The following is a 20,405-nucleotide window of genomic DNA, read 5'->3' as shown; positions in this document are numbered from 1 at the left end:
TTTCACACTACATGTCCCAAGAATCGATAAGTGGTTTTGCCCGGAGTGGCGGCTTGGTATATGCCTGGATACATGTGTAGGCAATGGACGAGCCAGTCAGTCCTCAGGTTATGTGTTTGGGCGGTGAGAAGCACGTCGGATAAAGTCGCGCCGTTACCAAGCACTCTTCCGGTAGCAACGGCAATGCTTCCAATCACCGCACCCAAATAGAACGCCGCCGAGCATGCTCCGACGATTGCCAGTTGCTCTAATTTGGTACCCGCGCGCAAAAGCTCATTAATGGTCACTTTTTTACCGAATTTCTCGACCTGGCTGAGAAGCGTCGTCGCTGTCGCAACCGCGCTCGTGACAGAGCCAAAAAGCGATTGAGGCGCAGGCAGGCCCATGCTCTCCATGTTTTCTTTGAAGTACTGGTAGAAATCTGACACCGAAGCAATTCCCGCATAACCAATCCAAGGTGGCAGATGCTATGGGACTTGCGGCGGGATGGATGGGCGGTAATGCCACTCTGATGGTAGGAAGTTTCCGAACCCCTAGGAGGATCAGGCCTACATAATTTCGAAGTTCGTTCCCAAGTCCGCCTCCACATTAAAGGAACTCGGAGAGTCATGAGCGGCATGCCCACACGGGGCGTAAGGAACGATCAGCAGGTAAACCGTGAGGAACGATAAATCTGCCGATCACGCCGGACGGCGATCAGCCCTTCTTCACAAACTCCGATTTCAGCTTCATCGCGCCGATGCCGTCGATTTTGCAGTCGATGTCGTGATCGCCGTCCACCAGGCGGATGTTTTTGACTTTGGTGCCGACCTTGACTACCAGCGACGAGCCTTTGACCTTCAGGTCTTTGATGACTGTGACGGTGTCGCCGTCCTGCAGGGTGTTGCCCACAGCGTCCTTGATCACCTTGGTGTCATCGCCCGCTTCGGCGCTGGCGCCGTCAGCCGACCACTCGTGGGCGCATTCCGGGCACACGAGCTGGCTGCCATCTTCGTAGGTGTACTCGGAACTGCATTTTGGGCACGGCGGTAAGCTCACGGCGGATCTCGCATCAGAGGGAATAGGCGCAGGATTATAAGGGTTTTTACGCGGTTGAGGAGCAGGCGCCTGAAAGTGCTGGAAACATCACTCGCTGCTGTAGTCTCAATCGCAAGCGCGGCGAGGTGCCGCGATCAGGGCGAGGCGTCAGTAATGAACGATCCATTTGACCTGCAACGATTTGTCGAAGCGCAAGCGTCGATGCACGAACGCGCACTGGCGGAGCTGAAATCCGGGCGCAAGCAGTCGCACTGGATGTGGTTCGTGTTCCCGCAACTGGCCGGTCTGGGCCACAGCGACATGGCTCGGCGGTACGCGATCAGTGGGCGTGACGAGGCGATTGCCTATTTGCAGCATCCGGTATTGGGCGAACGGTTGGCGCGGTGCTGCGAGGCGTTGCTTGAATGGAAAAACCGCAGCGCCATGCAGATCATGGGCTCGCCGGATGACATGAAGCTGCGATCAAGCATGACGCTGTTCGCAGCGGTGGCGCCGGATACGCCGGTTTTCCAGCAGGTGCTTGAGGCGTTTTTCGACGGCAAGCCGGATGCCGTCACGCTGTCGAAGCTGGGCGGAGGCAGGCTGTAGCCGCCCGCCCCCTCAGGCCAGCGCCGTGTCCATCACCATCATCAAGCAGAATCCGACCAGCAATCCGAAGCTGGCGATTTTGTCGTGACCGTTGCGGCGGGATTCGGGGATGACTTCGTGGGTCACCACCAACAGCATCGCCCCCGCCGCCAACGCCAGTCCTACCGGCAACAGTAACGCAGCCACCTCCACCAGCCAGGCGCAGAGCACGGCGAACACCGGCTCGACCAACCCAGACGCCGCGCCGATCAAAAACGCCTTGAGCCGCGACATGCCGGCAGACGCCAGCACCAGCGCGATGACCAGCCCTTCAGGCACGTCCTGAATGGCAATACCCATTGCCAGGCTGTCGGCGTGAGCCAGACCACCCCCCGCCGACACGCCCACCGCCATCCCTTCGGGAATGTTGTGGGCAATGATGGCGATGACAAACAGCCAGATGTTCGAGGGGATCGTCGGTTTCCCGGCCACCTCCGATAACGGCGACCCTCTGGAAACCAGCGTGTCGACCAGAAACAAACCGGCCGCGCCGAGCAGTATCCCGAAGCTGATCAACGCTCCCGCGCCCCACGGGGTGAAGCCCAGATCATGGGCCGCGCCCAGGCCCGGCACAATCAACGAAAACGCTGTCGCCGCCAGCATGATGCCGGCGCCGAAACCCAACAGGCCGTCGGACACTGCCACCGGCATGCCGCGGATCACCAGCACCGGCACGGCGCCCAGGGCAGTGCCCAACGCGCAGATGGCGCCGCCTTCCAGCGCTCGCAACATTCTCGGCTCAAGTGCAACCCATGAGAGTCCCTGGGCCACCAGCAGAGCGGTGCCCTCGAGGACCAGAATCGAGCCCAATGCCAGCCGCAATAACCGCACGCTGCCGAGAGCCAGTATGTCCGAACGCATAAATCGCCTTATCGGGGTCTGGTAGGGATCAGCCGAGCGCCGCTGCGTAGCGCCGGGCAACTTCATCCCAGTTGACGACGTTGTAGAACGCAGCGATGTATTCCGGACGACGGTTCTGGTAGCGCAGGTAATAGGCGTGCTCCCAGACGTCCAGCCCGAGGATCGGCGTGTTGCCGTTCATGAGCGGGCTGTCCTGATTGCCGCTGCTTTCCACGATGAGTTTTTTGTCCGGCGTGACGCTCAGCCAGGCCCAGCCGCTGCCGAAGCGCGTCAACGCTGCTTTGGTGAAAGCGTCCTTGAACGCCTCGAATCCGCCCACTTGCTCGTCAATCGCCTTCGCCAGCGCACCGCTTGGCACGCCGCCACCTTGGGGGCTCATCACCTCCCAGAATAGCGAATGGTTGGCATGCCCGCCGCCCTGATTGATCACCGCCGGGCGCAGTTTTTCCGGAAGCTCGGCCACGCTGGCAACCAGCTTCTCGATCGGCCACTCCGCGTATTCGGTGCCCTCGACGGCTGCGTTGAGGTTGTTGATGTAGGTCTGGTGGTGCTTGCTGTAGTGAATTTCCATGGTCTGCGCGTCGATGTGGGGTTCGAGCGCATCGTAGGCGTAGGGCAAGGCAGGCAAGGTAAAGGGCATGTCAGTGGACTCCATACGAGAGGGTGCCGGCGCGAGCGGCGTGGTGCTGAAGCGCCGAGCGGGAATGTTCGCCGCGGCTGTTGAGCAGGCGTTGGGTGCGTGGGTACTCGCCGTATTGGCCGACGAAACCCAAGAGTTCGCTGTAGGTTTTATTACTGTGCCGCAGCGCTGCCTGTCGCAGGGCGGGCGTAATTTGCGGGTCCTGAATCACATTCAGCATCCGCTGATGCACGGCGCAGAGGTATTCGGCGCTCTCCTCGGGCTGACCCAGACTCAGGTGCAGATCCGCCAGGTTGTGATGAGAAATCACGAACGCCGCAACGGCCTCATCGGCGACGCTCCAACGGTCGAAGAGCACCTGCGCCAGCGCGAGGGCTTGCAGGTACAGCTCGCGCGCATCGATCAAGTCGCCTCGGTTAAAGCAACTGTTACCGCTCAGGATGGTACGTTTCCATTGCTCCATGGCGCAGGTCCTCACGAGTGGCGCCGGCGATCAAAAGCCGTCGGCAGGGCGTTTTGCGGATTCGATGGCGCGGGGTCGGTCAGAGGAATCGACGGCAGCAGTGCGCAGGTCGCCAGACGCTGAGCGAAGGCCTGAACCCGTTGCTGTTGCGCAGCGGATTTGGCGAGGGCCTGCATGTCACGCAGCGGACGCCATGCCTGGTCCAGGCACAGACAACGCCAATGCCAGGGCAGCGCGGTATCGCTGGCGGTGTCGACCAGCAGGCGAAAGGTGCATTCACAGATGAGGGATTTGGGCGTGGCGGTGAAGCGCGCCAAATAGCGGCCTTCCGCAAGGTAGTGTTCGATGAGCCGCGGCTCGTCCGGATCCAGCGCGCAGCGAATCCGCAGACTCAATGCGCGCCAGTGTTCCAGGTACGGCGACTCGTGCAGAACAGTGCCCATGACCGAGGCCCACTTAACGAATGAGATTCATTATTAAATGAGTTTAAGAATCAACACAACCCCGGCGATGTATTGAGTCTGCTGCAGTGTCTGAAAGCGCCCATAAAAAAGGCCCGCACCGAAATCGGGGCAGGCCTTGGGGGTGACGCGCTAACGCAGAGCGGAATCAGCTACCCGCCACCATCATCTTCTCGATCAGCACAGAACCGGTGCGGATGTTGCTGCGCAGCTCCAGATCACTGCCCACGGCAACGATTTGCTTGAACATGTCGCGCATGTTGCCGGCGATGGTCACTTCCTGAACCGGGAACTGGATCTCGCCATTCTCGACCCAGAAACCCGCAGCACCACGGGAATAATCGCCGGTGACCATGTTCAGGCCGCTGCCCATCAACTCGGTGACCAGCAGCCCGCGCCCCATGCGGCGGATCAGCGCCGCCTGGTCTTCGGTGCCGTGGCTGACGAACAGGTTATGCACGCCGCCCGCGTTCGCGGTGCTCGGCAGGCCCAGTTTGCGGCCCGAATAGGTGCTGAGGATGTAGGACACCAGATCGCCATTTTCGACGAACGGCTTGGCGTAGGTCGCCAGGCCGTCGCCGTCGAACGCGGAACTGCCCATGGCGCCAACCAGATGCGGACGCTCGTCGATGGTCATCCACTCGGGGAACAGGCGCTGACCGATCGCGCCTTCGAGGAATGAAGACTTGCGGTACAGATTGCCGCCAGAGATCGCGCCCAGCAAACTGCCGAACAGACCGCCCGCCAGCTCGGCGGAGAACAGCACAGGCACTTCGCAGGTCGGCACCGGCCGCGCGCCCAGCCGGCTTGCGGCACGCTCGGCGGCTTTCTGGCCGATCAGCCGGGCGTCCATCAACAGCTCGCCACGGCGATTGACGTCATACCAGTAGTCGCGCTGCATCTGCCCTTCGCCTTCGGCGATCATCACGCAGCTCAGGCTGTGGCGGGTCGACGCGTAGCCGCCGATGAAGCCGTGGCTGTTGCCATAAACGCGGCAGCCCTGATGCACGTTCAGCGTGGTGCCGTCGGCGTTCTTGATCCGGCTGTCGGCGTCGAAGGCGGCCGCTTCACAGACCAGCGCACGTTCGATGGCCTGCTCGGGGGTGATGTCCCACGGGTGATAAAGGTCGAAATTCGGCTGGTCTTTGGCCATCAACGCAGCGTCGGCGAGCCCCGAGGCCTCGTCTTCCGACGTGTGCTTGGCGATGGCCAGCGCGGCGGCAACGGTCTCGCGAATGGCGTCGGGGCCGCTCGCGGAAGTGCTGGCTGAACCCTTGCGGTGGCCTACGTACAAGGTGATGCCGAAACCTTGATCGCGGTTGAATTCGACTGTCTCGACTTCGCGCTGGCGAACCGTGGTGGACAGGCCCTGCTCCAGCGACACGGCGACTTCGCACGCGGTCGCGCCCTGACGTTTGGCTTCAGCGACGATCTGCTCGACCTGCTGTTGCAATGCCGGCAAAGCCTGCGGGCCGACGCTTTCTGATGCACTCATGACGTTCTCCATCAAATTCTGATTTCAGCAGCCGGGCCGGACAACCGGGCCCTGACTGGTTATCATGGCGGCGTTTATTTGCGGACGGCCCCCATGGTTGATTCTTACGACGACTCCTTCGACGGAGAGAAAAGCAAAACCCAGGTCAAACGAGAGCTTCACGCTCTGGTGGAGCTGGGCGAACGCTTGACGACATTCAAGCCCGATGTGCTGGCCAAGCTGCCTCTGACCGACCCTCTGCGTCGGGCACTGGCCGATGCTCCCAAGCACACCGCGCACATTGCGCGCAAACGCCACATTCAATTCATCGGCAAGCTGATGCGCGATCAGGATCTGGATGAAATCCTGGTGCTGCTCGATCAGCTTGACGCCTCTACGCGCCAGTACAACGAGCGCTTTCACAATCTGGAACGCTGGCGTGATCGCCTGGTGACCGGTACCGACGACGTGCTTGAGCAGTTCGTCAGTGAGTACCCGGACGCCGACCGTCAGCAACTGCGCTCGCTGATCCGTCAGGCTCAGCATGAAGCTGCGCAGAACAAGGCCCCTACCGCGACCCGCAAAATTTTCAAATACATCCGCGAGCTAGACGAAAGCAAACGCGGACTGCGCTAAAAATGGCTGCGCCGTTTGAATCACTCAACCGGCGCAAGCCCCTCGATTATCAAGCCCCGCCTGTGCCGCCAACGGTGATCGCATCGATCTTCAGCGTTGGCTGACCGACGCCTACCGGAACCGATTGACCGTCCTTGCCGCAGGTGCCGACGCCGCTGTCCAGGGACAGATCGTTGCCGACCATCGACACACGGCTCATGCATTCCGGGCCGTTGCCAATCAGCGTCGCGCCTTTGACCGGCGCGGTGATTTTGCCGTCTTCGATCAGATAGGCCTCGCTGGTGGAGAACACGAACTTGCCGCTGGTGATATCCACCTGCCCGCCGCCGAGGTTGGCGCAGTAGATGCCGCGCTTGACCGAGGCGATGATTTCCGCCGGATCGCTCTGGCCGCCGAGCATGTAGGTGTTGGTCATGCGCGGCATCGGCAGGTGTGCGTAGGACTCGCGACGGCCGTTGCCGGTGCGCGCGACGCCCATCAACCGTGCGTTGAGCTTGTCCTGCATGTAGCCCTTGAGCACGCCATTTTCGATCAGCGTGGTGCACTCGGTCGGGGTGCCCTCGTCATCGACGGTCAGGGAGCCGCGGCGATCGGCCAGGGTGCCGTCATCGACGATGGTGCAGAGTTTCGACGCAACCATTTCGCCCATGCGGCCGCTGTAGGCCGAGCTGCCCTTGCGGTTGAAGTCGCCCTCAAGGCCGTGGCCGACGGCTTCGTGCAGCAATACGCCGGACCAGCCGGAGCCCAATACGACCGGCAAGGTGCCAGCCGGCGCCGGAATGGCTTCCAGATTGACCAGCGCCTGACGCAACGCTTCACGGGCATAGCCCATCGCACGGTCGTCGCTGAGGAAATAACGGTAATCGGTGCGTCCGCCGCCGCCGTGTCCGCCGCGCTCACGACGGCCGTTCTGCTCGACGATCACGCTGACGTTGAAACGCACCAGCGGACGTACGTCGGCGGCAAGACCGCCGTCAGTGGACGCCACAAGAATACGTTCCCAGACACCGGCCATGCTCACGGTGACTTGCTGAATACGCGGGTCCAGCGCACGGGTGGCGGCGTCGACGCGCTTGAGCAGTTCGACCTTCTCGGCGCGGGTCATGACTTCCAGAGGGTTGTCCGGCGCGTACAGCTGGGCGACGTCCTGGGTGGTGAACGCCTGAACACGGCCGTTCTGGCCCGCGCGGGAAATCGAGCGAGCGGCCCGGGCCGCCTGGGTCAGGGCTTCATGAGTAATGGCGTTGCTGTAGGCGAAGCCGGTTTTCTCGCCTGACTGCGCGCGTACGCCGACGCCCTGGTCCAGGTTGAAGCTGCCTTCTTTGACGATGCCGTCTTCCAGTGCCCAGGACTCGGAAATCTGCCCTTGAAAATACAGGTCGGCGGCGTCGATGCCTGGACCGGCCAGCTCGCCGAGCACCGATTGCAGGTTGTCTAAGCTCAGGCCGCCTGGTGCCAGAAGGTGTTCGCTGACAGAGGACAAGTGGCTCATATTCACTCCGGGGTATTGGCAGGTCGCACGGCGGCCTGCGAAAAAAATCGCCGGTGATTCGCTACCGGCATGCGCGCCCGTATGGACGCTTGTTCGACGCTGTCTCGTTCGGCCAGCAGCACGGCTTCACCCTGTGCCTGCTCGGCCAGCACGCGGCCCCATGGATCTATGATCGCCGCGTGCCCAAATGTTTCTCTCGGCCCCGGATGAATGCCGCCTTGGGCCGCCGCCAGCACATAGCACTGGGTTTCGATGGCCCGGGCGCGCAGCAGAATGTCCCAGTGCGCCGCGCCGGTCACGGCGGTAAAGGCCGATGGCGCGGTGATCAATTCAGCCCCGGCTTCCCGTAGAGCGGTGTACAGCTCCGGGAAACGCAGGTCGTAACACACCGAAAGCCCCAGCCGCCCGACCGGGGTGTCGGCCACCACCACGTTGTTGCCATGGGCGTAATCGTCGGATTCCCGGTAACGCCCTCGCGCATCGGCAACGTCGACATCGAACAAGTGCAGCTTGTCGTAACGCACGACTTGCCGGCCCTGATCGTCAATCAGCAACGAACACGCCGTGACCTTGCCATCCGGCTGACCTTCGGGCGGCAGCGGCAATGTCCCGGCCACTATCCATAAGGTGAGGTCGCGGGCGGCAAGTTTCAACCATGGCAGGATCGGACCTTCGCCAAGGGCCTCGGCGCGGCCGATGGCAGCGATATCACGACGGCCCATGGCAGCGAAGTTTTCCGGAAGCACCGCCAGTTTGGCGCCCGACGCAGCGGCCTGTTCCAGCAGCCGGCGCGCCTGAGCCAGATTGCCGAGCACATCGCTCTGGCTGACCATCTGAATGACTGCGAAGGACATACACGCTCCCCGATCGATAGAACTGCACTCTACTCCAGGCGCCGACGATTGGGCTCGTCCGAAAGCCCCAATTCGACAGCCAACCTTAGTGGGACCGGCTTTAGCCGGGAAGGCGTCAGGTGTTACACCGCAGAGTTTGGCCAACGGAGACAGATTAATTTACGGTGAAGCGCTGTAAATAAATCAGTCCCCTCTCCCCTGTTCCCGGCTGAAGCCAGTCCTACAAAAGCACGCGGTCCTCACTGACACCGCATTTACCCAGTGGGACCGGCTTTAGCCGGGAAGGCGTCGGGTGTTACACCGCAGAGTTTGGCCAACGGAGACAGATTAATTTACGGTGAAGCGCTGTAAATAAATCAGTCCCCTCTCCCCTCGGTCTGACACCGCATTTACCCAGTGGGACCGGCTTTAGCCGGGAAGGCGTCGGGCGTCACGCTGCACAGGTCTGCGTCGTGCCAAGGCAGTGATTACTGCGGTTTCTCGAACGGCTTGTCGAAGGTGATCTTCGGCTCTTTCCAGGGACCTTCGACCTTGTACTGCACGCTGGCGAAGCGCGATACGCGATCGCCCAGCAGCTTGTCGACGAGGAATAACGCGCCGCCAATCGCCGGTGCGCCCACGATCAACGCGGCAATCGGCAAGTTATTGGTCACCGGCAGGGTCACCAGCAGCTTGGCGTTGACGCGGTCGCGGACCATGTCCAGCGTGCCGTCGAGTTCCAGATTGGTGTACGGGCCGGTCATGGTGATCGGGTCGCGGGTGACGTATACGCCATCGCTCGCCACCAGGAGCCCTTTGACCTTGTCGTAACTCAGGCCCTTGCCCAGCAGGTCGGAGAAGTCCAGACGCAGACGCCGGCCAATGGAATTGAAGTTGAGCAGGCCGAACACCCGCAACGCCTGCGCACCGCCCTCGACCTCAACGAACTGGCCGTTCTTGAGCGTCGCATCCAGGCTGCCCGAATAACGCTTCAACCCGACCCAGGCGGGCGAGCCCGGCCAGCGACCGTCAGCGTTCAGCTCGAACTCCTGACTGGTGACCGTAGGCGCGAAACCCCAAGCCTTGAGCACATCCGCGAGATTCTTGCCGCTCACCTGGCCCTTGAACCAACTGCTGGTCGTCCCCGGTGTACCTTCCCAACCGCCATTACCCAGCAGCGCAATGCCTTTGAGGCCCAGATTCATGTCGGACATCTGGATACCGTTCGGCGTCGGGCGGATCTTGAGCGACCACGCCCCCATCAATTGATCGCCCTGAAACAGCTGAGTGATCTTGATGTTCAGCGCGGGAATATTGCGCGGGTCCACGTCCGCCAACGGGTCCGGCGCGTTTTCAACGACTGCCGCGTTGGGGTCCGGTGCAGGCAAGCGTACATACAGCAGACTGATGTCGATCGGCGCGGCTTTGCTGTCCGGCAACGTCGCAGTGCCTTTCACCTTCGAGCTATCCAGCGACAGCGCCCATGCGGCACTGCTGCGCTGGAGCTGAACGCCCACTTGCTCCAGCGTCGTGCCCATCGCGGTCAGCTTGCCGATCTGCAAATCGACGCTGTTGAGTAATTGCTTGGCGCTGCCCCCCGGGTCATTGCCGGCATACCGCTCAGCCATGGCTTGCCAGGGCGCGATGTCCAGTTCCGACAACGAACCGCGAACGCGCAATCCCTTGGCGTCCGGCACGATCGCCCCGCCTTCGCCGAGGAAGAGTTCGCCACGGCCGTCGCCGAATTTGCCCGGCGGCGACGCAAACGCGAGATTGGCGATATTGCCGTAGCCGACGTCGATGCGCCGCTCCGGGCCTTGCAGGTTCATGCGCAAATCGGTGTCGCGCGCATCATCTGCGGTTTTGCCGAAGGGCGGCGGCAAATCGACCGCCAACCCTTTCAGATTCGAGTTGATCTGCAGCTGACTGGCGTTGCCGCTCAATGTCAGTTGCAACTGGTAGGGCAGATCGCCTGAGATCGGCAACGGCTGCGTCACGCCCAGCCAATCGGTCAGGCGCTTGCTGGCGATCTGGCTGCTGGCGGTAATACGGGTCACCGGTGCTCCCGGTTTGCCTTCGGCGAAAATCTCGGCGTTCACCGGCTTGTCGAAGGCGACGGCCTTGATGTTCTTGCCGCTCAGGCCCTTGGTGTAGTCGAAACGGAAATCGCCGCGCAGTTGCGTCAGCTCCAGCACCGGATCGGCGAGCTTGAGACGCGAATTGTCGGTACTGAAATCGACGACGACTTTGGGCTCTTGGCCCTTCACCAGCGGTATATCCAGGTTGATATGCCCCTGCAGCGGCCCTTCTGCCTGCCAGCCCGCAAAGGTCTGCCCGGTGCCGATTGGCGCTTCCTGGAGAATCTTCATGCCGTCCTGGAGGCTGCCTTTCAGATCCCCGTCCACCAGCAGATGGCTGGACTGGCCCGCCGGAACATGCGGAATGTCCACCGCGACATTGCTGACCTGGGTGTTCAGCAACTGCCCCTTGTTGGCCCGAATGCGCACGCCACTGTTTTCGACGAAGACGTCACCGTCAACATTGTTCAGCTGCGGCCATCCCGGCTGGAACGCCAGGCTCGCGTTGCGCACCTTGAAAAACAGGCTGATAACCCGCGCCACGTCAGGCGCATCTTTGCTGATCGAGCCCTGATACTGGAAGAAACCCTGATCGACGTTGCCACCCAGAATCGCGGTGCGCAGCCACTGATCAAGGGACGGGCTGAGCACGGCAGGCAGGTATTTGGAGGTGTAGCGCCCGTCGCCGTCGATCAGCCCGACGCGCAGGTCCATGTAGTCTTCCTGGCTGTGATCGAAGTGCAGGCGAATCAGGAAGTCGCTGGCAATATTGCCCTCCTCCCCCTGAACCTTGATGTACGGCGCAATCAGCGTGAAGCCCTGATCGTCCAGCGACCAGGTCAGCTTTGCATTGGCGTGACGGTACTTCCATTCGTTACGGAAAATCGGGTCTAGGTGCAGCATGAAATCATCGGTGTCGAGGCGCAGTTCGCCCTGACCCAGATCACCGCTGATCGCGCCGCTGACGTTCCCCGCCGCCGGCGCGCCGTGGTAGGCGTCGAAACCGACCTTGTCCAGATTGGCGGCGAAGCTCACTCGTTTTGGCGGCTCGGCCTGCGGTCGGTAATCAACCAGCACGTTGCGCAGGCCCCCGGTGACTTTCAGGCGGTCGACCGCCACCATCACCTTGTCAGGCAACGGCGCCAGTGAGTCGAGCAGCGGCGTGATCGGCGTCAGATCAAGCCGGTCGGCCTGCACGTGCCACAGCTCTTCGGCATCGGCCGTCGCAGCAGTCTGCTGCAGATCAACGCGGCTTTCCCAGCGCTTGCTGTTCAGGTCCATCGCCAGCGAGTCGAGCGTCGCGCTGAAGCCTTTTTCGTCGCGCACAAACCAGGCGTTAAGGGCCAGATTGTCAATGCGTGCAGGCTTGCGGTCGGCGTACGAGCCTTTGAACTGCGGCGCATTCAAGCGGGCGACGGCGCTTTGCAGATTGCCCTTGCCCCAGTTCAGCCACAACTCGCCGCCGGCCTTGAGCTTCTGAATTTTCCAGTCGCGGGTCAGGCTCTTCGGCAACCACTGCGACCACTCGCTTTGCGGCAAGCTCAGGTAGGCCTGGGCCTCGCCGTCGCGCCATTCATGGGCGCGCACCGTGGAGCGCACGTTCAACGACAATGGCTGGCCGTCGGGCAGGTTCAGGCGCGCGTCGAGGCGCTGATGCAGACTGCCGGTCTTCAGCGTCAGGCTCACATAGGTCAGCGTCAGGGGCGAATGATCATAGGGCTGCAAGGTGATCTGGCTGTCGAATAGCGACAGGTGCGAGACCATCTGCATCTGATTGAGGATTTGCTCGGGATCGGTCACCTGATCGGGCTGTACGGGCAGGCCCTGCAGTGCCCAGTGGCCGTTCTGGTCTTCTTTCAGACCAATCTGCAGGCCGTCCAGCTCAAGGCGTTCGAGACGCACTTCGCGGGTACGCAGGCTGGCGAGCAGGTCGGGCATGGCGCGCACGTGATCGAGCCGAACGGCGTTGCCGCCCTCGCCGATCATCACATCACGCGCAACAAAGATGGGGGCGAAGCCGCTCCAGCTGCCTTCCAGCCGACCGATGCTCACCGGCATGCCCAGCGCCGCCTGCGCCTTGGCTTCCACGTCGGCGCGGTATTCGGCCACCATCGGCACCAACTGACGGCCGACGCTCACGTACAGCGCGACCAGCACCACGAAAAGGGCGCACAGACTCAGCCCCCAACGGGTCAGCACAGCCAGAAACCGCGTCAGACGTTCCATGTCGCTGCGCCTCCGCAAAAACCGCCTGCACATGGCGTCAGGCCCAATGGTGCAGGTGCGGGTACGTCCAGGTTGTGCTCAATCGCCACGCGTTGTTCTCTTTGGACGGCATCCGTTCCGTCTGCCTCAAGGGCACTGTTTTCTGTTTTCAACTGCACCGCCACTGGGCAGCGCGGCGCATCACGCACTTTCAGAGCAGCACGACGTCATATTGTTCCTGGGAGTACATGGTCTCGACCTGGAAGCGAATGGTCCTGCCAATGAACACTTCCAGCTCGGCCACGTTGCCGGATTCTTCGTCGAGCAGCCGGTCGACCACTTTCTGATTGGCCAGCACGCGGTAGCCCACCGCCTGATAAGCCCGGGCTTCGCGCAAAATCTCGCGGAATATCTCGTAGCAGATGGTTTCCGGAGTCTTCAGCTTGCCACGGCCCTGGCAACTGCTGCACGGCTCGCAGAGCACTTGCTCCAGGCTTTCCCGGGTGCGCTTGCGGGTCATCTGCACCAGCCCCAGCTCGGTGATGCCGATGATGTTGGTTTTGGCGTGATCGCGCTCGAGCTGTTTTTCCAGGGTCCGCAGCACCTGGCGCTGATGCTCGGCGTCTTCCATGTCGATGAAATCAATGATGATGATGCCGCCGATGTTGCGCAGCCGCAGCTGTCGGGCAATGGCGGTCGCCGCTTCAAGATTGGTCTTGAAGATGGTCTCTTCGAGGTTGCGATGACCGACAAACGCACCGGTGTTCACGTCGATGGTGGTCATGGCTTCGGCGGGATCGATGACCAGATAGCCGCCGGACTTGAGCGGCACCTTGCGGTCCAGCGCCCGCTGAATTTCATCCTCGACGCCATACAGGTCGAAAATCGGCCGCTCGCCGGGGTAATGCTCAAGGCGATCGGCAATTTCCGGCATCAGCTCAGCGACAAACTGGGTGGTCTTCTGGAAGGTCTCGCGGGAGTCGATGCGAATCTTCTCGGTGCGCGGGCTGACCAGGTCGCGCAACGTGCGCAGCGCCAGGCCCAGGTCTTCGTAGATCACGCTGGCCGGGCTGATGGTTTTGATCTGCTCGCCAATCTGGTCCCACAGCCTGCGCAGGTAGCGGATGTCCATCATGATCTCGTCGGCGCCCGCACCTTCGGCCGCCGTGCGCAGGATGAAACCGCCCTTCTCCTTGATCCCTTCCTTGGCGACGCAATCGCTGACCACTTGTTTCAGGCGCTCGCGCTCGGCTTCGTCCTCGATTTTCAGGGAAATGCCGACGTGGGCGGTGCGCGGCATGTACACGAGGTAGCGCGACGGGATCGACAGTTGCGTCGTCAACCGCGCGCCTTTGCTGCCGATCGGGTCCTTGGTGACCTGAACCACCAGGCTCTGTCCGTCGTGGACCAGCGAACTGATGGTCTCCACGGCCGGGCCTTCGCGCATGGAGATTTCAGATGCGTGAATGAACGCCGCGCGGTCCAGCCCGATGTCGATGAACGCCGCCTGCATGCCAGGCAGCACGCGCACGACTTTGCCCTTGTAGATATTGCCCACGATCCCGCGACGCTGGGTGCGTTCGACGTGCACCTCTTGCAACACCCCGTTCTCAACGACGGCCACGCGCGATTCCATCGGCGTGATGTTGATCAGAATCTCTTCACTCATGACTTGTCACCTTCCGGGCGTTGCCAACAGGGTATGCCGAAACGCTGGAGGATTTCTGCGGTTTCGCACAAGGGCAAGCCGACCACGGCGGAATAACTGCCACTGAGGTTTTCCACGAACACCGCGCCCAGCCCCTGGATACCGTAGCCGCCGGCCTTGTCGCAGGGCTCGCCGCTGGCCCAGTAGCGGCGGGCCTCGTCTTCCGGGATCGCGCGGAAGCGGACACGGCTGGTAACGGTTCGGGTTTCGCAGCGTTCTTCGTGCACCACGGCAATGGCGGTCAGGACTTCGTGTTCCCGGTTCGACAGTGCGGCAAGCATCGCCAGCGCCTCGGCTTCGTCCGCCGGTTTGCCCAGGATGCGGCCGTCGAGGACCACGGCGGTGTCGGCGCCCAGTACGCAGGCGGTCGGGTAGGCGGGATCGTTGGCGAGCTGCAGCAGTCCGGCGTCCGCCTTGCCACGGGCCAGCCGCAGGACGTACGCGGCAGGGGTTTCGTCGGCCAGAGGGGTTTCGTCGATGTCGGCGCTGAGGGTCGTGAACGGCACGCCGATCTGGGTGAGCAGCTCACGACGGCGCGGGGAGCCGGAGGCAAGAAGAAGGTGGGGCATGGGACGTCTCCGTGTCGTTGATCACAAGCGTAGCCTTGGTGCACACCGCTGAAGGGAGGGTGCTCGCGCCGGCCTCTTCCCTTGTAGGACCGGCTTCAGCCGGGAAAGCGCCGGGTGTAACGCCGCAACATTCATCTGCCGGGGACAGATTAATTTACGGTGAAGCGCTTTAAATAAATCAGTCCCCTTTCCGTTCCCCCTTTCCGTTCCTTCATCCTGTAGGACCGGCTTTAGCCGGGAAAGCGCCGGGGTCACACCGCAGAACTGATGGCGCCAATACCGGCCTCTTCCCGGCTGAAGCCGGTCCTACTGATACACCGCGTTCAAACTGTAGGACCGGCTTTAGCCGGGAAAGCGTCGGGTGTCACGCCGCAGAATTCGGGTGCTCACACTGGCCTCTTCCCGGGTGAAGCCGGTCCTACAAAAACTGGCAGATGCCGTTCCCAATTACTTAGTTGATCTTCAAACGCAAACGCAGTCCCCGCAGTCCGTAGCTGACCCATGGCCAGAGCAATGCGCTGACCAGTGCCGGCAAGACCAGCGCCAGGGTCGGCTGACGGTTGCCGGTCAGGGCGCTGAGCCACAGCTGCACCAGCTGCGCGAGGCCGAAAATCACCAGGATCACCAGGCACTGCTGCCACATCGGGAACATGCGCAAGCGCTGCTGCAGCGACAGCACGAGAAAGGTAATCAACGTGAGGATCAACGCGTTCTGCCCCAGCAACGTGCCGTACAGCACATCCTCGGCCAGCCCCAGCATCCACGCCGTGACCATGCCGATCTTGTGCGGCAACGCCAATGCCCAGAAGGCCAGCAGCAAGGCCAGCCACAGCGGGCGAAATATTTCCATGAACTGCGGTAGCGGCGAAACGCTGAGCAGCAGGCCGATGGCGAAGGTCAGCCAGACCACCCAGCCGTTTCGTGCGGGAGCGTGACGCGCCATTATTCTTCCCTCTCGCGTGGAGCGGCCGGGGTCGCAGCAGGCGTCGCCGGTCGGGTGGCGGCAGGTTTCGCCGCAGGTTTGGCGGGCGGCTTGCTGGTCGCGGGCTTGGCAGGCGTGGTCGCCGCCGGTGCAGTGGTCGCCGGAGCAGACGCGCTGTTGGCGTTGGCCGGCGTCGAAGAAGCACTGTGTCCGGCAGGCTTGGGCACGGTGGCCGGAACGACCGCCTTGTTCGGCGTGGCAGCAGGGGCGGCACCCGGCACAGTGGCCGAGGGCACCGCCGCCGGGTCGGCCGTCTGACGATCAAGGGATTCCTGCTGCTGCGCGGCGTCGGCAGCGCGCTCTTCAGGGGAACGGCCGTCCGAGAACACCAGCAACAGATAACGGCTGCGATTCAGTGCGGCGGTGGGCACCGCCCGGACAATGGCGAAAGGCTGGCCGGAGTCGTGGATCACCTCTTTGACCGTCGCCACCGGATAACCCGCCGGGAAGCGCTGACCCAGGCCGGAACTCACCAGCAGGTCGCCTTCCTTGATGTCGGCGGTGTCCGCCACGTGGCGCAGCTCAAGACGTTCAGGATTGCCGGTGCCGCTGGCAATCGCGCGCAGGCCGTTACGGTTCACCTGCACCGGGATGCTGTGGGTGGTATCGGTCAGCAGCAGTACACGGGACGTGTAGGGCATCAACTCGACCACCTGCCCCATCAGGCCGCGCGCATCGAGCACTGGCTGGCCGAGGACTACGCCGTCGCGCTCACCCTTGTTGATGATGATCCGGTGGGTGAACGGGTTGGGGTCCATGCCGATCAGCTCGGCGACTTCGACTTTCTCGTTGACCAGCGCCGACGAGTTCAGCAACTCGCGCAGGCGCACGTTCTGCTCGGTCAGCGCCGCCAGCTTTTGCAGGCGGCCTTGGAGCAGCAGGTTCTCGGTCTTGAGTTTTTCGTTTTCGGCGGCGAGCTCGGTGCGGCTGCCAAACTGGCTGGCAACGCCCTGGTACAGACGCTCGGGCAGATCGGCAATCCAGTAAGACTGCATCAGCACCAGTGACATCTGACTGCGGACAGGTTTGAGCAGGGTGAAACGCGCGTCCACGACCATGATGGCCACAGACAGCACGACCAGCACCAGTAGACGGACGCCCAGAGACGGACCCTTGGAAAAAAGCGGTTTAATGGGCCGCTCCTTCCAGAGATGCGCGCAGAGGTGCGTGAGTGTGGCTGTGCTTATTCATGCGACATGAAACCGGCCTGATGCGGGTTGATGGAAATGCAGGGCGTCAGACTTGCAACATCGCTGCGCGACGTCAACAGGTCGGACACGAACAGGCAGCACGGTGAGGTGCTGCCCGTTAAGCGCAACATGCTGCGTACCGGCGACTTATTCGCTGGAGAGCAGGTCCATGGTGTGCTTGTCCATCATTTCCAGCGCACGACCACCGCCACGCGCAACGCAGGTCAGCGGGTCTTCGGCCACGATCACCGGCAGACCGGTTTCCTGGGCCAGCAGCTTGTCGAGGTCACGCAGCAACGCGCCACCACCGGTCAGCACCAGACCGCGCTCGGCGATGTCCGAAGCCAGCTCTGGCGGAGACTGTTCCAGAGCGCTCTTCACGGCCTGAACGATGGTTGCCAGGGATTCCTGCAACGCTTCCAGCACTTCGTTGGAGTTCAGGGTGAAGGCACGTGGCACGCCTTCAGCCAGGTTGCGACCGCGTACGTCGACTTCACGCACTTCGCCGCCCGGGTAGGCCGTGCCGATTTCCTGCTTGATGCGCTCGGCGGTGGATTCGCCGATCAGGCTGCCGTAGTTGCGACGCACGTAAGTGATGATTGCTTCGTCGAAACGGTCGCCACCCACACGGACGGACTCGGCATACACCACGCCGTTCAGGGAGATCAGCGCGATTTCGGTGGTGCCGCCACCGATATCGACAACCATCGAGCCGCGGGCCTCTTCGACCGGCAGGCCGGCACCGATGGCCGCAGCCATCGGCTCTTCGATCAGGAATACTTCACGTGCACCGGCGCCCAGAGCGGATTCGCGGATGGCGCGACGCTCGACCTGGGTGGATTTGCAAGGAACGCAGATCAGCACACGAGGGCTTGGCTGCAGGAAGCTGTTCTCGTGAACCTTGTTGATGAAGTACTGAAGCATTTTTTCGCAGACGCTGAAGTCGGCGATGACGCCGTCTTTCATCGGGCGAATGGCGGCAATGTTGCCCGGGGTACGGCCCAGCATCCGCTTGGCTTCCATCCCGACAGCAACAACGCTCTTCTGATTTCCGTGGGTCCGAATGGCCACAACTGATGGTTCATTCAGCACAATGCCGCGCTCACGCACGTAAATAAGGGTGTTGGCAGTGCCCAGGTCGATGGAAAGATCGCTGGAAAACATGCCACGCAGTTTCTTGAACATGGGGAAAGGACCCTAGGCAACGCGTGGGTAAAAAAGTGCGGCAAACTCTAACAACGACAGGGATTTTGGGCAAGGAGCCAATATGTTAAATTGGCTGTTTTTCCGAGCACTACCCTGGAAGATCGCGGCCTTATGACCGTTTAAAGGGCGTAGTGTTCCGCAATCTGACGTACGGCTCACCCCGTGCGCATTCCACTGGAGAACCCCATGGCGCTTGATCGCTCCGACGTGGAAAAAATCGCTCATCTGGCCCGACTGGGCCTCAATGACGTCGATATCCCGCGTACTACTGAAGCACTTAACAGCATTCTCGGGCTGATTGATCAGATGCAGGCGGTCGATACCACCGGCATCGAGCCCCTCGCGCACCCCCTTGAAGCCTCGCAACGTCTGCGTGTAGACGCCGTTACCGAGATCAATCATCGCGATACCTATCAAGCCATCGCACCAGCGGTCCAAGACGGCCTTTATCTGGTTCCGAAAGTCCTCGACTAAGGGAATGTGCCTGCAATGCATCAAATGACTCTGGCAGAGATCGCTCGCGGACTCGCCGATAAAAAGTTTTCTTCCGAAGAATTGACCCGCACTCTGCTGGCGCGCATCGCCCAGCTGGATCCGCAGCTCAATAGCTTCATTACCGTCACCGAAGACCTGGCGATCACCCAGGCGCAGGCTGCCGATGCCCGTCGCGCGGCAGGTGAAACCGGCGCGCTGCTGGGGGCTCCCCTGGCACACAAGGACCTCTTCTGCACCAAGGGCGTTCGCACCAGTTGTGCGTCGAAAATGCTCGACAACTTCAAGGCGCCCTATGACGCCACTGTGGTTGCCAGGCTCGCCGCCGCCGGCACCGTGACCCTGGGCAAGACCAACATGGACGAATTCGCCATGGGGTCGGCCAACGAATCCAGCCACTACGGCGCGGTGAAAAACCCGTGGAATCTGGATCACGTCCCGGGCGGCTCCTCTGGCGGTTCGGCAGCAGCAGTTGCCGCGCGTCTGCTGCCAGGCGCCACCGGCACCGACACCGGCGGCTCCATTCGCCAGCCTGCTGCACTGACCAACCTGACCGGCCTGAAGCCGACTTACGGTCGCGTGTCGCGCTGGGGCATGATCGCCTACGCTTCCAGTCTCGATCAGGCCGGCCCGATGGCGCGCACCGCTGAAGACTGCGCGCTGCTGCTGCAAGGCATGGCCGGCTTCGACGTCAACGACTCCACCAGCATCGACGAGCCCGTCCCGGATTACAGCGCAGGCCTGAATGCCTCGCTGCAAGGCCTGCGCATTGGCGTGCCGAAGGAATACTTCAGCGCAGGTCTCGACCCGCGCATCGCCGATCTGGTCATGGCCAGCGTCGAAGCGCTGAAAAAGCTCGGCGCCGTAGTCAAGGAAATCAGCCTGCCGAACCTGCAACACGCGATTCCGGCTTACTACGTAATCGCGCCGGCCGAGGCCTCTTCCAACCTGTCGCGTTTCGACGGCGTGCGCTTCGGCTATCGCTGCGAAGACCCGAAAGACCTCACCGATCTGTACAAGCGCTCCCGTGGCGAAGGCTTCGGCCCCGAAGTGCAGCGCCGGATCATGGTCGGCGCCTACGCGCTGTCGGCCGGTTACTACGACGCTTACTACCTGCAGGCGCAGAAGATTCGCCGGCTGATCAAGAACGATTTCATGAACGCGTTTGCCGAAGTCGACGTGATCCTCGGCCCGACCACGCCGAACCCGGCCTGGAAAATCGGCGCCAAGAATGCCGACCCGATCGCTGAGTACCTGGAAGACTTCTACACCATCACCGCCAACCTCGCGGGCCTGCCCGGCCTGTCGATGCCTGCCGGTTTCGCCGACGGCCTGCCGGTGGGCGTGCAATTGCTGGCGCCGTATTTCCAGGAAGGCCGCTTGCTGAACGTTGCCCATCAATATCAGCAAGTAACCGATTGGCACACCCGCTCGCCGGCTGGCTTCTAAG

At 62.1% G+C, this 20,405-nt stretch carries 19 protein-coding genes; 4 read left to right on the top strand and 15 right to left on the bottom strand.

The annotated features are described in order from the left end of the window. Positions 1-2 precede the first annotated feature (2 nt). Both QWI18_RS11180 and QWI18_RS11175 read right to left on the bottom strand, forming a co-directional pair. Positions 3-428 carry a hypothetical protein gene (locus QWI18_RS11180; protein WP_065990095.1) on the bottom strand — a complete coding sequence of 142 codons (426 nt, stop codon included), beginning with the start codon at positions 426-428 and terminating at the stop codon, positions 3-5. A gap of 268 nt (positions 429-696) precedes the next feature. Then, on the bottom strand, positions 697-1,038 hold the full coding sequence (locus tag QWI18_RS11175) for a zinc ribbon domain-containing protein YjdM (RefSeq protein WP_065990097.1): 342 nt from the start codon (positions 1,036-1,038) through the stop codon (positions 697-699). Between the two features lie 153 nt (positions 1,039-1,191). Between QWI18_RS11175 and QWI18_RS11170 the strand changes: the two genes are divergently transcribed. Further along, complete coding sequence (locus QWI18_RS11170; protein ID WP_369318848.1) at positions 1,192-1,626, top strand: DUF1810 domain-containing protein; 435 nt, start codon at positions 1,192-1,194, stop codon at positions 1,624-1,626. Positions 1,627-1,638: 12 nt separating this feature from the next. Here the strand turns inward: QWI18_RS11170 and QWI18_RS11165 are convergent, their stop codons facing one another. The 5 genes from QWI18_RS11165 to pmbA form a co-directional block, all read right to left on the bottom strand. Continuing rightward, the gene (locus QWI18_RS11165; RefSeq protein WP_369318847.1) at positions 1,639-2,526 is read right to left on the bottom strand and encodes a ZIP family metal transporter; all 888 of its coding nucleotides are present in this window, start codon (positions 2,524-2,526) and stop codon (positions 1,639-1,641) included. A 28-nt stretch (positions 2,527-2,554) separates the two neighbouring features. Next, a complete protein-coding gene (locus tag QWI18_RS11160) occupies positions 2,555-3,166 on the bottom strand; it encodes a superoxide dismutase (RefSeq protein ID WP_369318846.1) in 612 nt (203 codons plus the stop codon). A 1-nt stretch (position 3,167) separates the two neighbouring features. Beyond that, positions 3,168-3,629: a hypothetical protein gene (locus tag QWI18_RS11155; RefSeq protein ID WP_369318845.1), complete on the bottom strand. Its 462-nt coding sequence runs from the start codon at positions 3,627-3,629 to the stop codon at positions 3,168-3,170. Between the two features lie 11 nt (positions 3,630-3,640). Next, entirely contained in the window at positions 3,641-4,072 is a 432-nt protein-coding gene (locus tag QWI18_RS11150; RefSeq protein ID WP_369318844.1) for a FagA protein, read from the bottom strand. Between the two features lie 166 nt (positions 4,073-4,238). Continuing rightward, positions 4,239-5,585: a metalloprotease PmbA gene (gene pmbA, locus QWI18_RS11145; protein WP_192132376.1), complete on the bottom strand. Its 1,347-nt coding sequence runs from the start codon at positions 5,583-5,585 to the stop codon at positions 4,239-4,241. A 93-nt stretch (positions 5,586-5,678) separates the two neighbouring features. On the opposite strand from pmbA, the gene yjgA reads away from it, so the two are divergent. Next, a complete protein-coding gene (gene yjgA, locus QWI18_RS11140; RefSeq protein ID WP_065990105.1) occupies positions 5,679-6,200 on the top strand; it encodes a ribosome biogenesis factor YjgA in 522 nt (173 codons plus the stop codon). Between the two features lie 49 nt (positions 6,201-6,249). On the opposite strand, the gene tldD is transcribed toward yjgA, so the two are convergent. The 8 genes from tldD to mreB form a co-directional block, all read right to left on the bottom strand. Next, positions 6,250-7,692, bottom strand: coding sequence for a metalloprotease TldD (tldD, locus tag QWI18_RS11135; RefSeq protein ID WP_192132378.1), 1,443 nt, complete (start codon positions 7,690-7,692; stop codon positions 6,250-6,252). A 2-nt stretch (positions 7,693-7,694) separates the two neighbouring features. Then, positions 7,695-8,546: a carbon-nitrogen hydrolase family protein gene (locus tag QWI18_RS11130; protein WP_369318843.1), complete on the bottom strand. Its 852-nt coding sequence runs from the start codon at positions 8,544-8,546 to the stop codon at positions 7,695-7,697. 467 nt (positions 8,547-9,013) lie between these two features. Then, positions 9,014-12,829, bottom strand: a complete 3,816-nt coding sequence (locus QWI18_RS11125; RefSeq protein WP_369318842.1) for a YhdP family protein — start codon at positions 12,827-12,829, stop codon at positions 9,014-9,016. 190 nt (positions 12,830-13,019) lie between these two features. Beyond that, positions 13,020-14,477, bottom strand: a complete 1,458-nt coding sequence (rng, locus tag QWI18_RS11120) for a ribonuclease G (RefSeq protein WP_037012596.1) — start codon at positions 14,475-14,477, stop codon at positions 13,020-13,022. Further along, a complete protein-coding gene (locus QWI18_RS11115) occupies positions 14,474-15,085 on the bottom strand; it encodes a nucleoside triphosphate pyrophosphatase (protein WP_369318841.1) in 612 nt (203 codons plus the stop codon). The genes rng and QWI18_RS11115 overlap by 4 nt, the downstream gene beginning before the upstream one ends. Positions 15,086-15,536: 451 nt before the next feature. After that, the gene (gene mreD, locus QWI18_RS11110; protein WP_065990112.1) at positions 15,537-16,028 is read right to left on the bottom strand and encodes a rod shape-determining protein MreD; all 492 of its coding nucleotides are present in this window, start codon (positions 16,026-16,028) and stop codon (positions 15,537-15,539) included. Beyond that, positions 16,028-17,200 (bottom strand): rod shape-determining protein MreC, encoded by a 1,173-nt coding sequence (gene mreC / locus QWI18_RS11105; protein WP_192132506.1) that lies wholly within the window; start codon positions 17,198-17,200, stop codon positions 16,028-16,030. Before mreC ends, mreD begins: the two co-directional genes overlap by 1 nt. A gap of 204 nt (positions 17,201-17,404) precedes the next feature. Beyond that, the gene (mreB, locus tag QWI18_RS11100) at positions 17,405-18,442 is read right to left on the bottom strand and encodes a rod shape-determining protein MreB (protein ID WP_020292894.1); all 1,038 of its coding nucleotides are present in this window, start codon (positions 18,440-18,442) and stop codon (positions 17,405-17,407) included. A 207-nt stretch (positions 18,443-18,649) separates the two neighbouring features. On the opposite strand from mreB, the gene gatC reads away from it, so the two are divergent. Both gatC and gatA read left to right on the top strand, forming a co-directional pair. Then, positions 18,650-18,937: an Asp-tRNA(Asn)/Glu-tRNA(Gln) amidotransferase subunit GatC gene (gene gatC, locus QWI18_RS11095; RefSeq protein WP_369318840.1), complete on the top strand. Its 288-nt coding sequence runs from the start codon at positions 18,650-18,652 to the stop codon at positions 18,935-18,937. Positions 18,938-18,952: 15 nt separating this feature from the next. Next, on the top strand, positions 18,953-20,404 hold the full coding sequence (gatA, locus tag QWI18_RS11090) for an Asp-tRNA(Asn)/Glu-tRNA(Gln) amidotransferase subunit GatA (protein WP_369318839.1): 1,452 nt from the start codon (positions 18,953-18,955) through the stop codon (positions 20,402-20,404). Position 20,405: the final 1 nt, after the last annotated feature.

Source organism: Pseudomonas sp. W2Oct36 (assembly GCF_041060465.1).
In the GTDB taxonomy this organism is placed as follows: Bacteria; Pseudomonadota; Gammaproteobacteria; order Pseudomonadales; family Pseudomonadaceae; genus Aquipseudomonas; species Aquipseudomonas graminis_B.
This window is presented reverse-complemented; position numbering and strand designations above follow the sequence as displayed.

Coding starts and splice junctions, on each gene's coding strand:
- QWI18_RS11170 (WP_369318848.1), top strand. CDS start 1,192: ATGAACGATCCATTTGACCTGCAACGATTTGTCGAAGCGCAAGCGTCG.
- QWI18_RS11165 (WP_369318847.1), bottom strand. CDS start 2,526: ATGCGTTCGGACATACTGGCTCTCGGCAGCGTGCGGTTATTGCGGCTG.
- QWI18_RS11160 (WP_369318846.1), bottom strand. CDS start 3,166: ATGCCCTTTACCTTGCCTGCCTTGCCCTACGCCTACGATGCGCTCGAA.
- QWI18_RS11155 (WP_369318845.1), bottom strand. CDS start 3,629: ATGGAGCAATGGAAACGTACCATCCTGAGCGGTAACAGTTGCTTTAAC.
- QWI18_RS11150 (WP_369318844.1), bottom strand. CDS start 4,072: ATGGGCACTGTTCTGCACGAGTCGCCGTACCTGGAACACTGGCGCGCA.
- pmbA (WP_192132376.1), bottom strand. CDS start 5,585: ATGAGTGCATCAGAAAGCGTCGGCCCGCAGGCTTTGCCGGCATTGCAA.
- yjgA (WP_065990105.1), top strand. CDS start 5,679: ATGGTTGATTCTTACGACGACTCCTTCGACGGAGAGAAAAGCAAAACC.
- tldD (WP_192132378.1), bottom strand. CDS start 7,692: ATGAGCCACTTGTCCTCTGTCAGCGAACACCTTCTGGCACCAGGCGGC.
- QWI18_RS11130 (WP_369318843.1), bottom strand. CDS start 8,546: ATGTCCTTCGCAGTCATTCAGATGGTCAGCCAGAGCGATGTGCTCGGC.
- QWI18_RS11125 (WP_369318842.1), bottom strand. CDS start 12,829: ATGGAACGTCTGACGCGGTTTCTGGCTGTGCTGACCCGTTGGGGGCTG.
- rng (WP_037012596.1), bottom strand. CDS start 14,477: ATGAGTGAAGAGATTCTGATCAACATCACGCCGATGGAATCGCGCGTG.
- QWI18_RS11115 (WP_369318841.1), bottom strand. CDS start 15,085: ATGCCCCACCTTCTTCTTGCCTCCGGCTCCCCGCGCCGTCGTGAGCTG.
- mreD (WP_065990112.1), bottom strand. CDS start 16,028: ATGGCGCGTCACGCTCCCGCACGAAACGGCTGGGTGGTCTGGCTGACC.
- mreB (WP_020292894.1), bottom strand. CDS start 18,442: ATGTTCAAGAAACTGCGTGGCATGTTTTCCAGCGATCTTTCCATCGAC.
- gatC (WP_369318840.1), top strand. CDS start 18,650: ATGGCGCTTGATCGCTCCGACGTGGAAAAAATCGCTCATCTGGCCCGA.
- gatA (WP_369318839.1), top strand. CDS start 18,953: ATGCATCAAATGACTCTGGCAGAGATCGCTCGCGGACTCGCCGATAAA.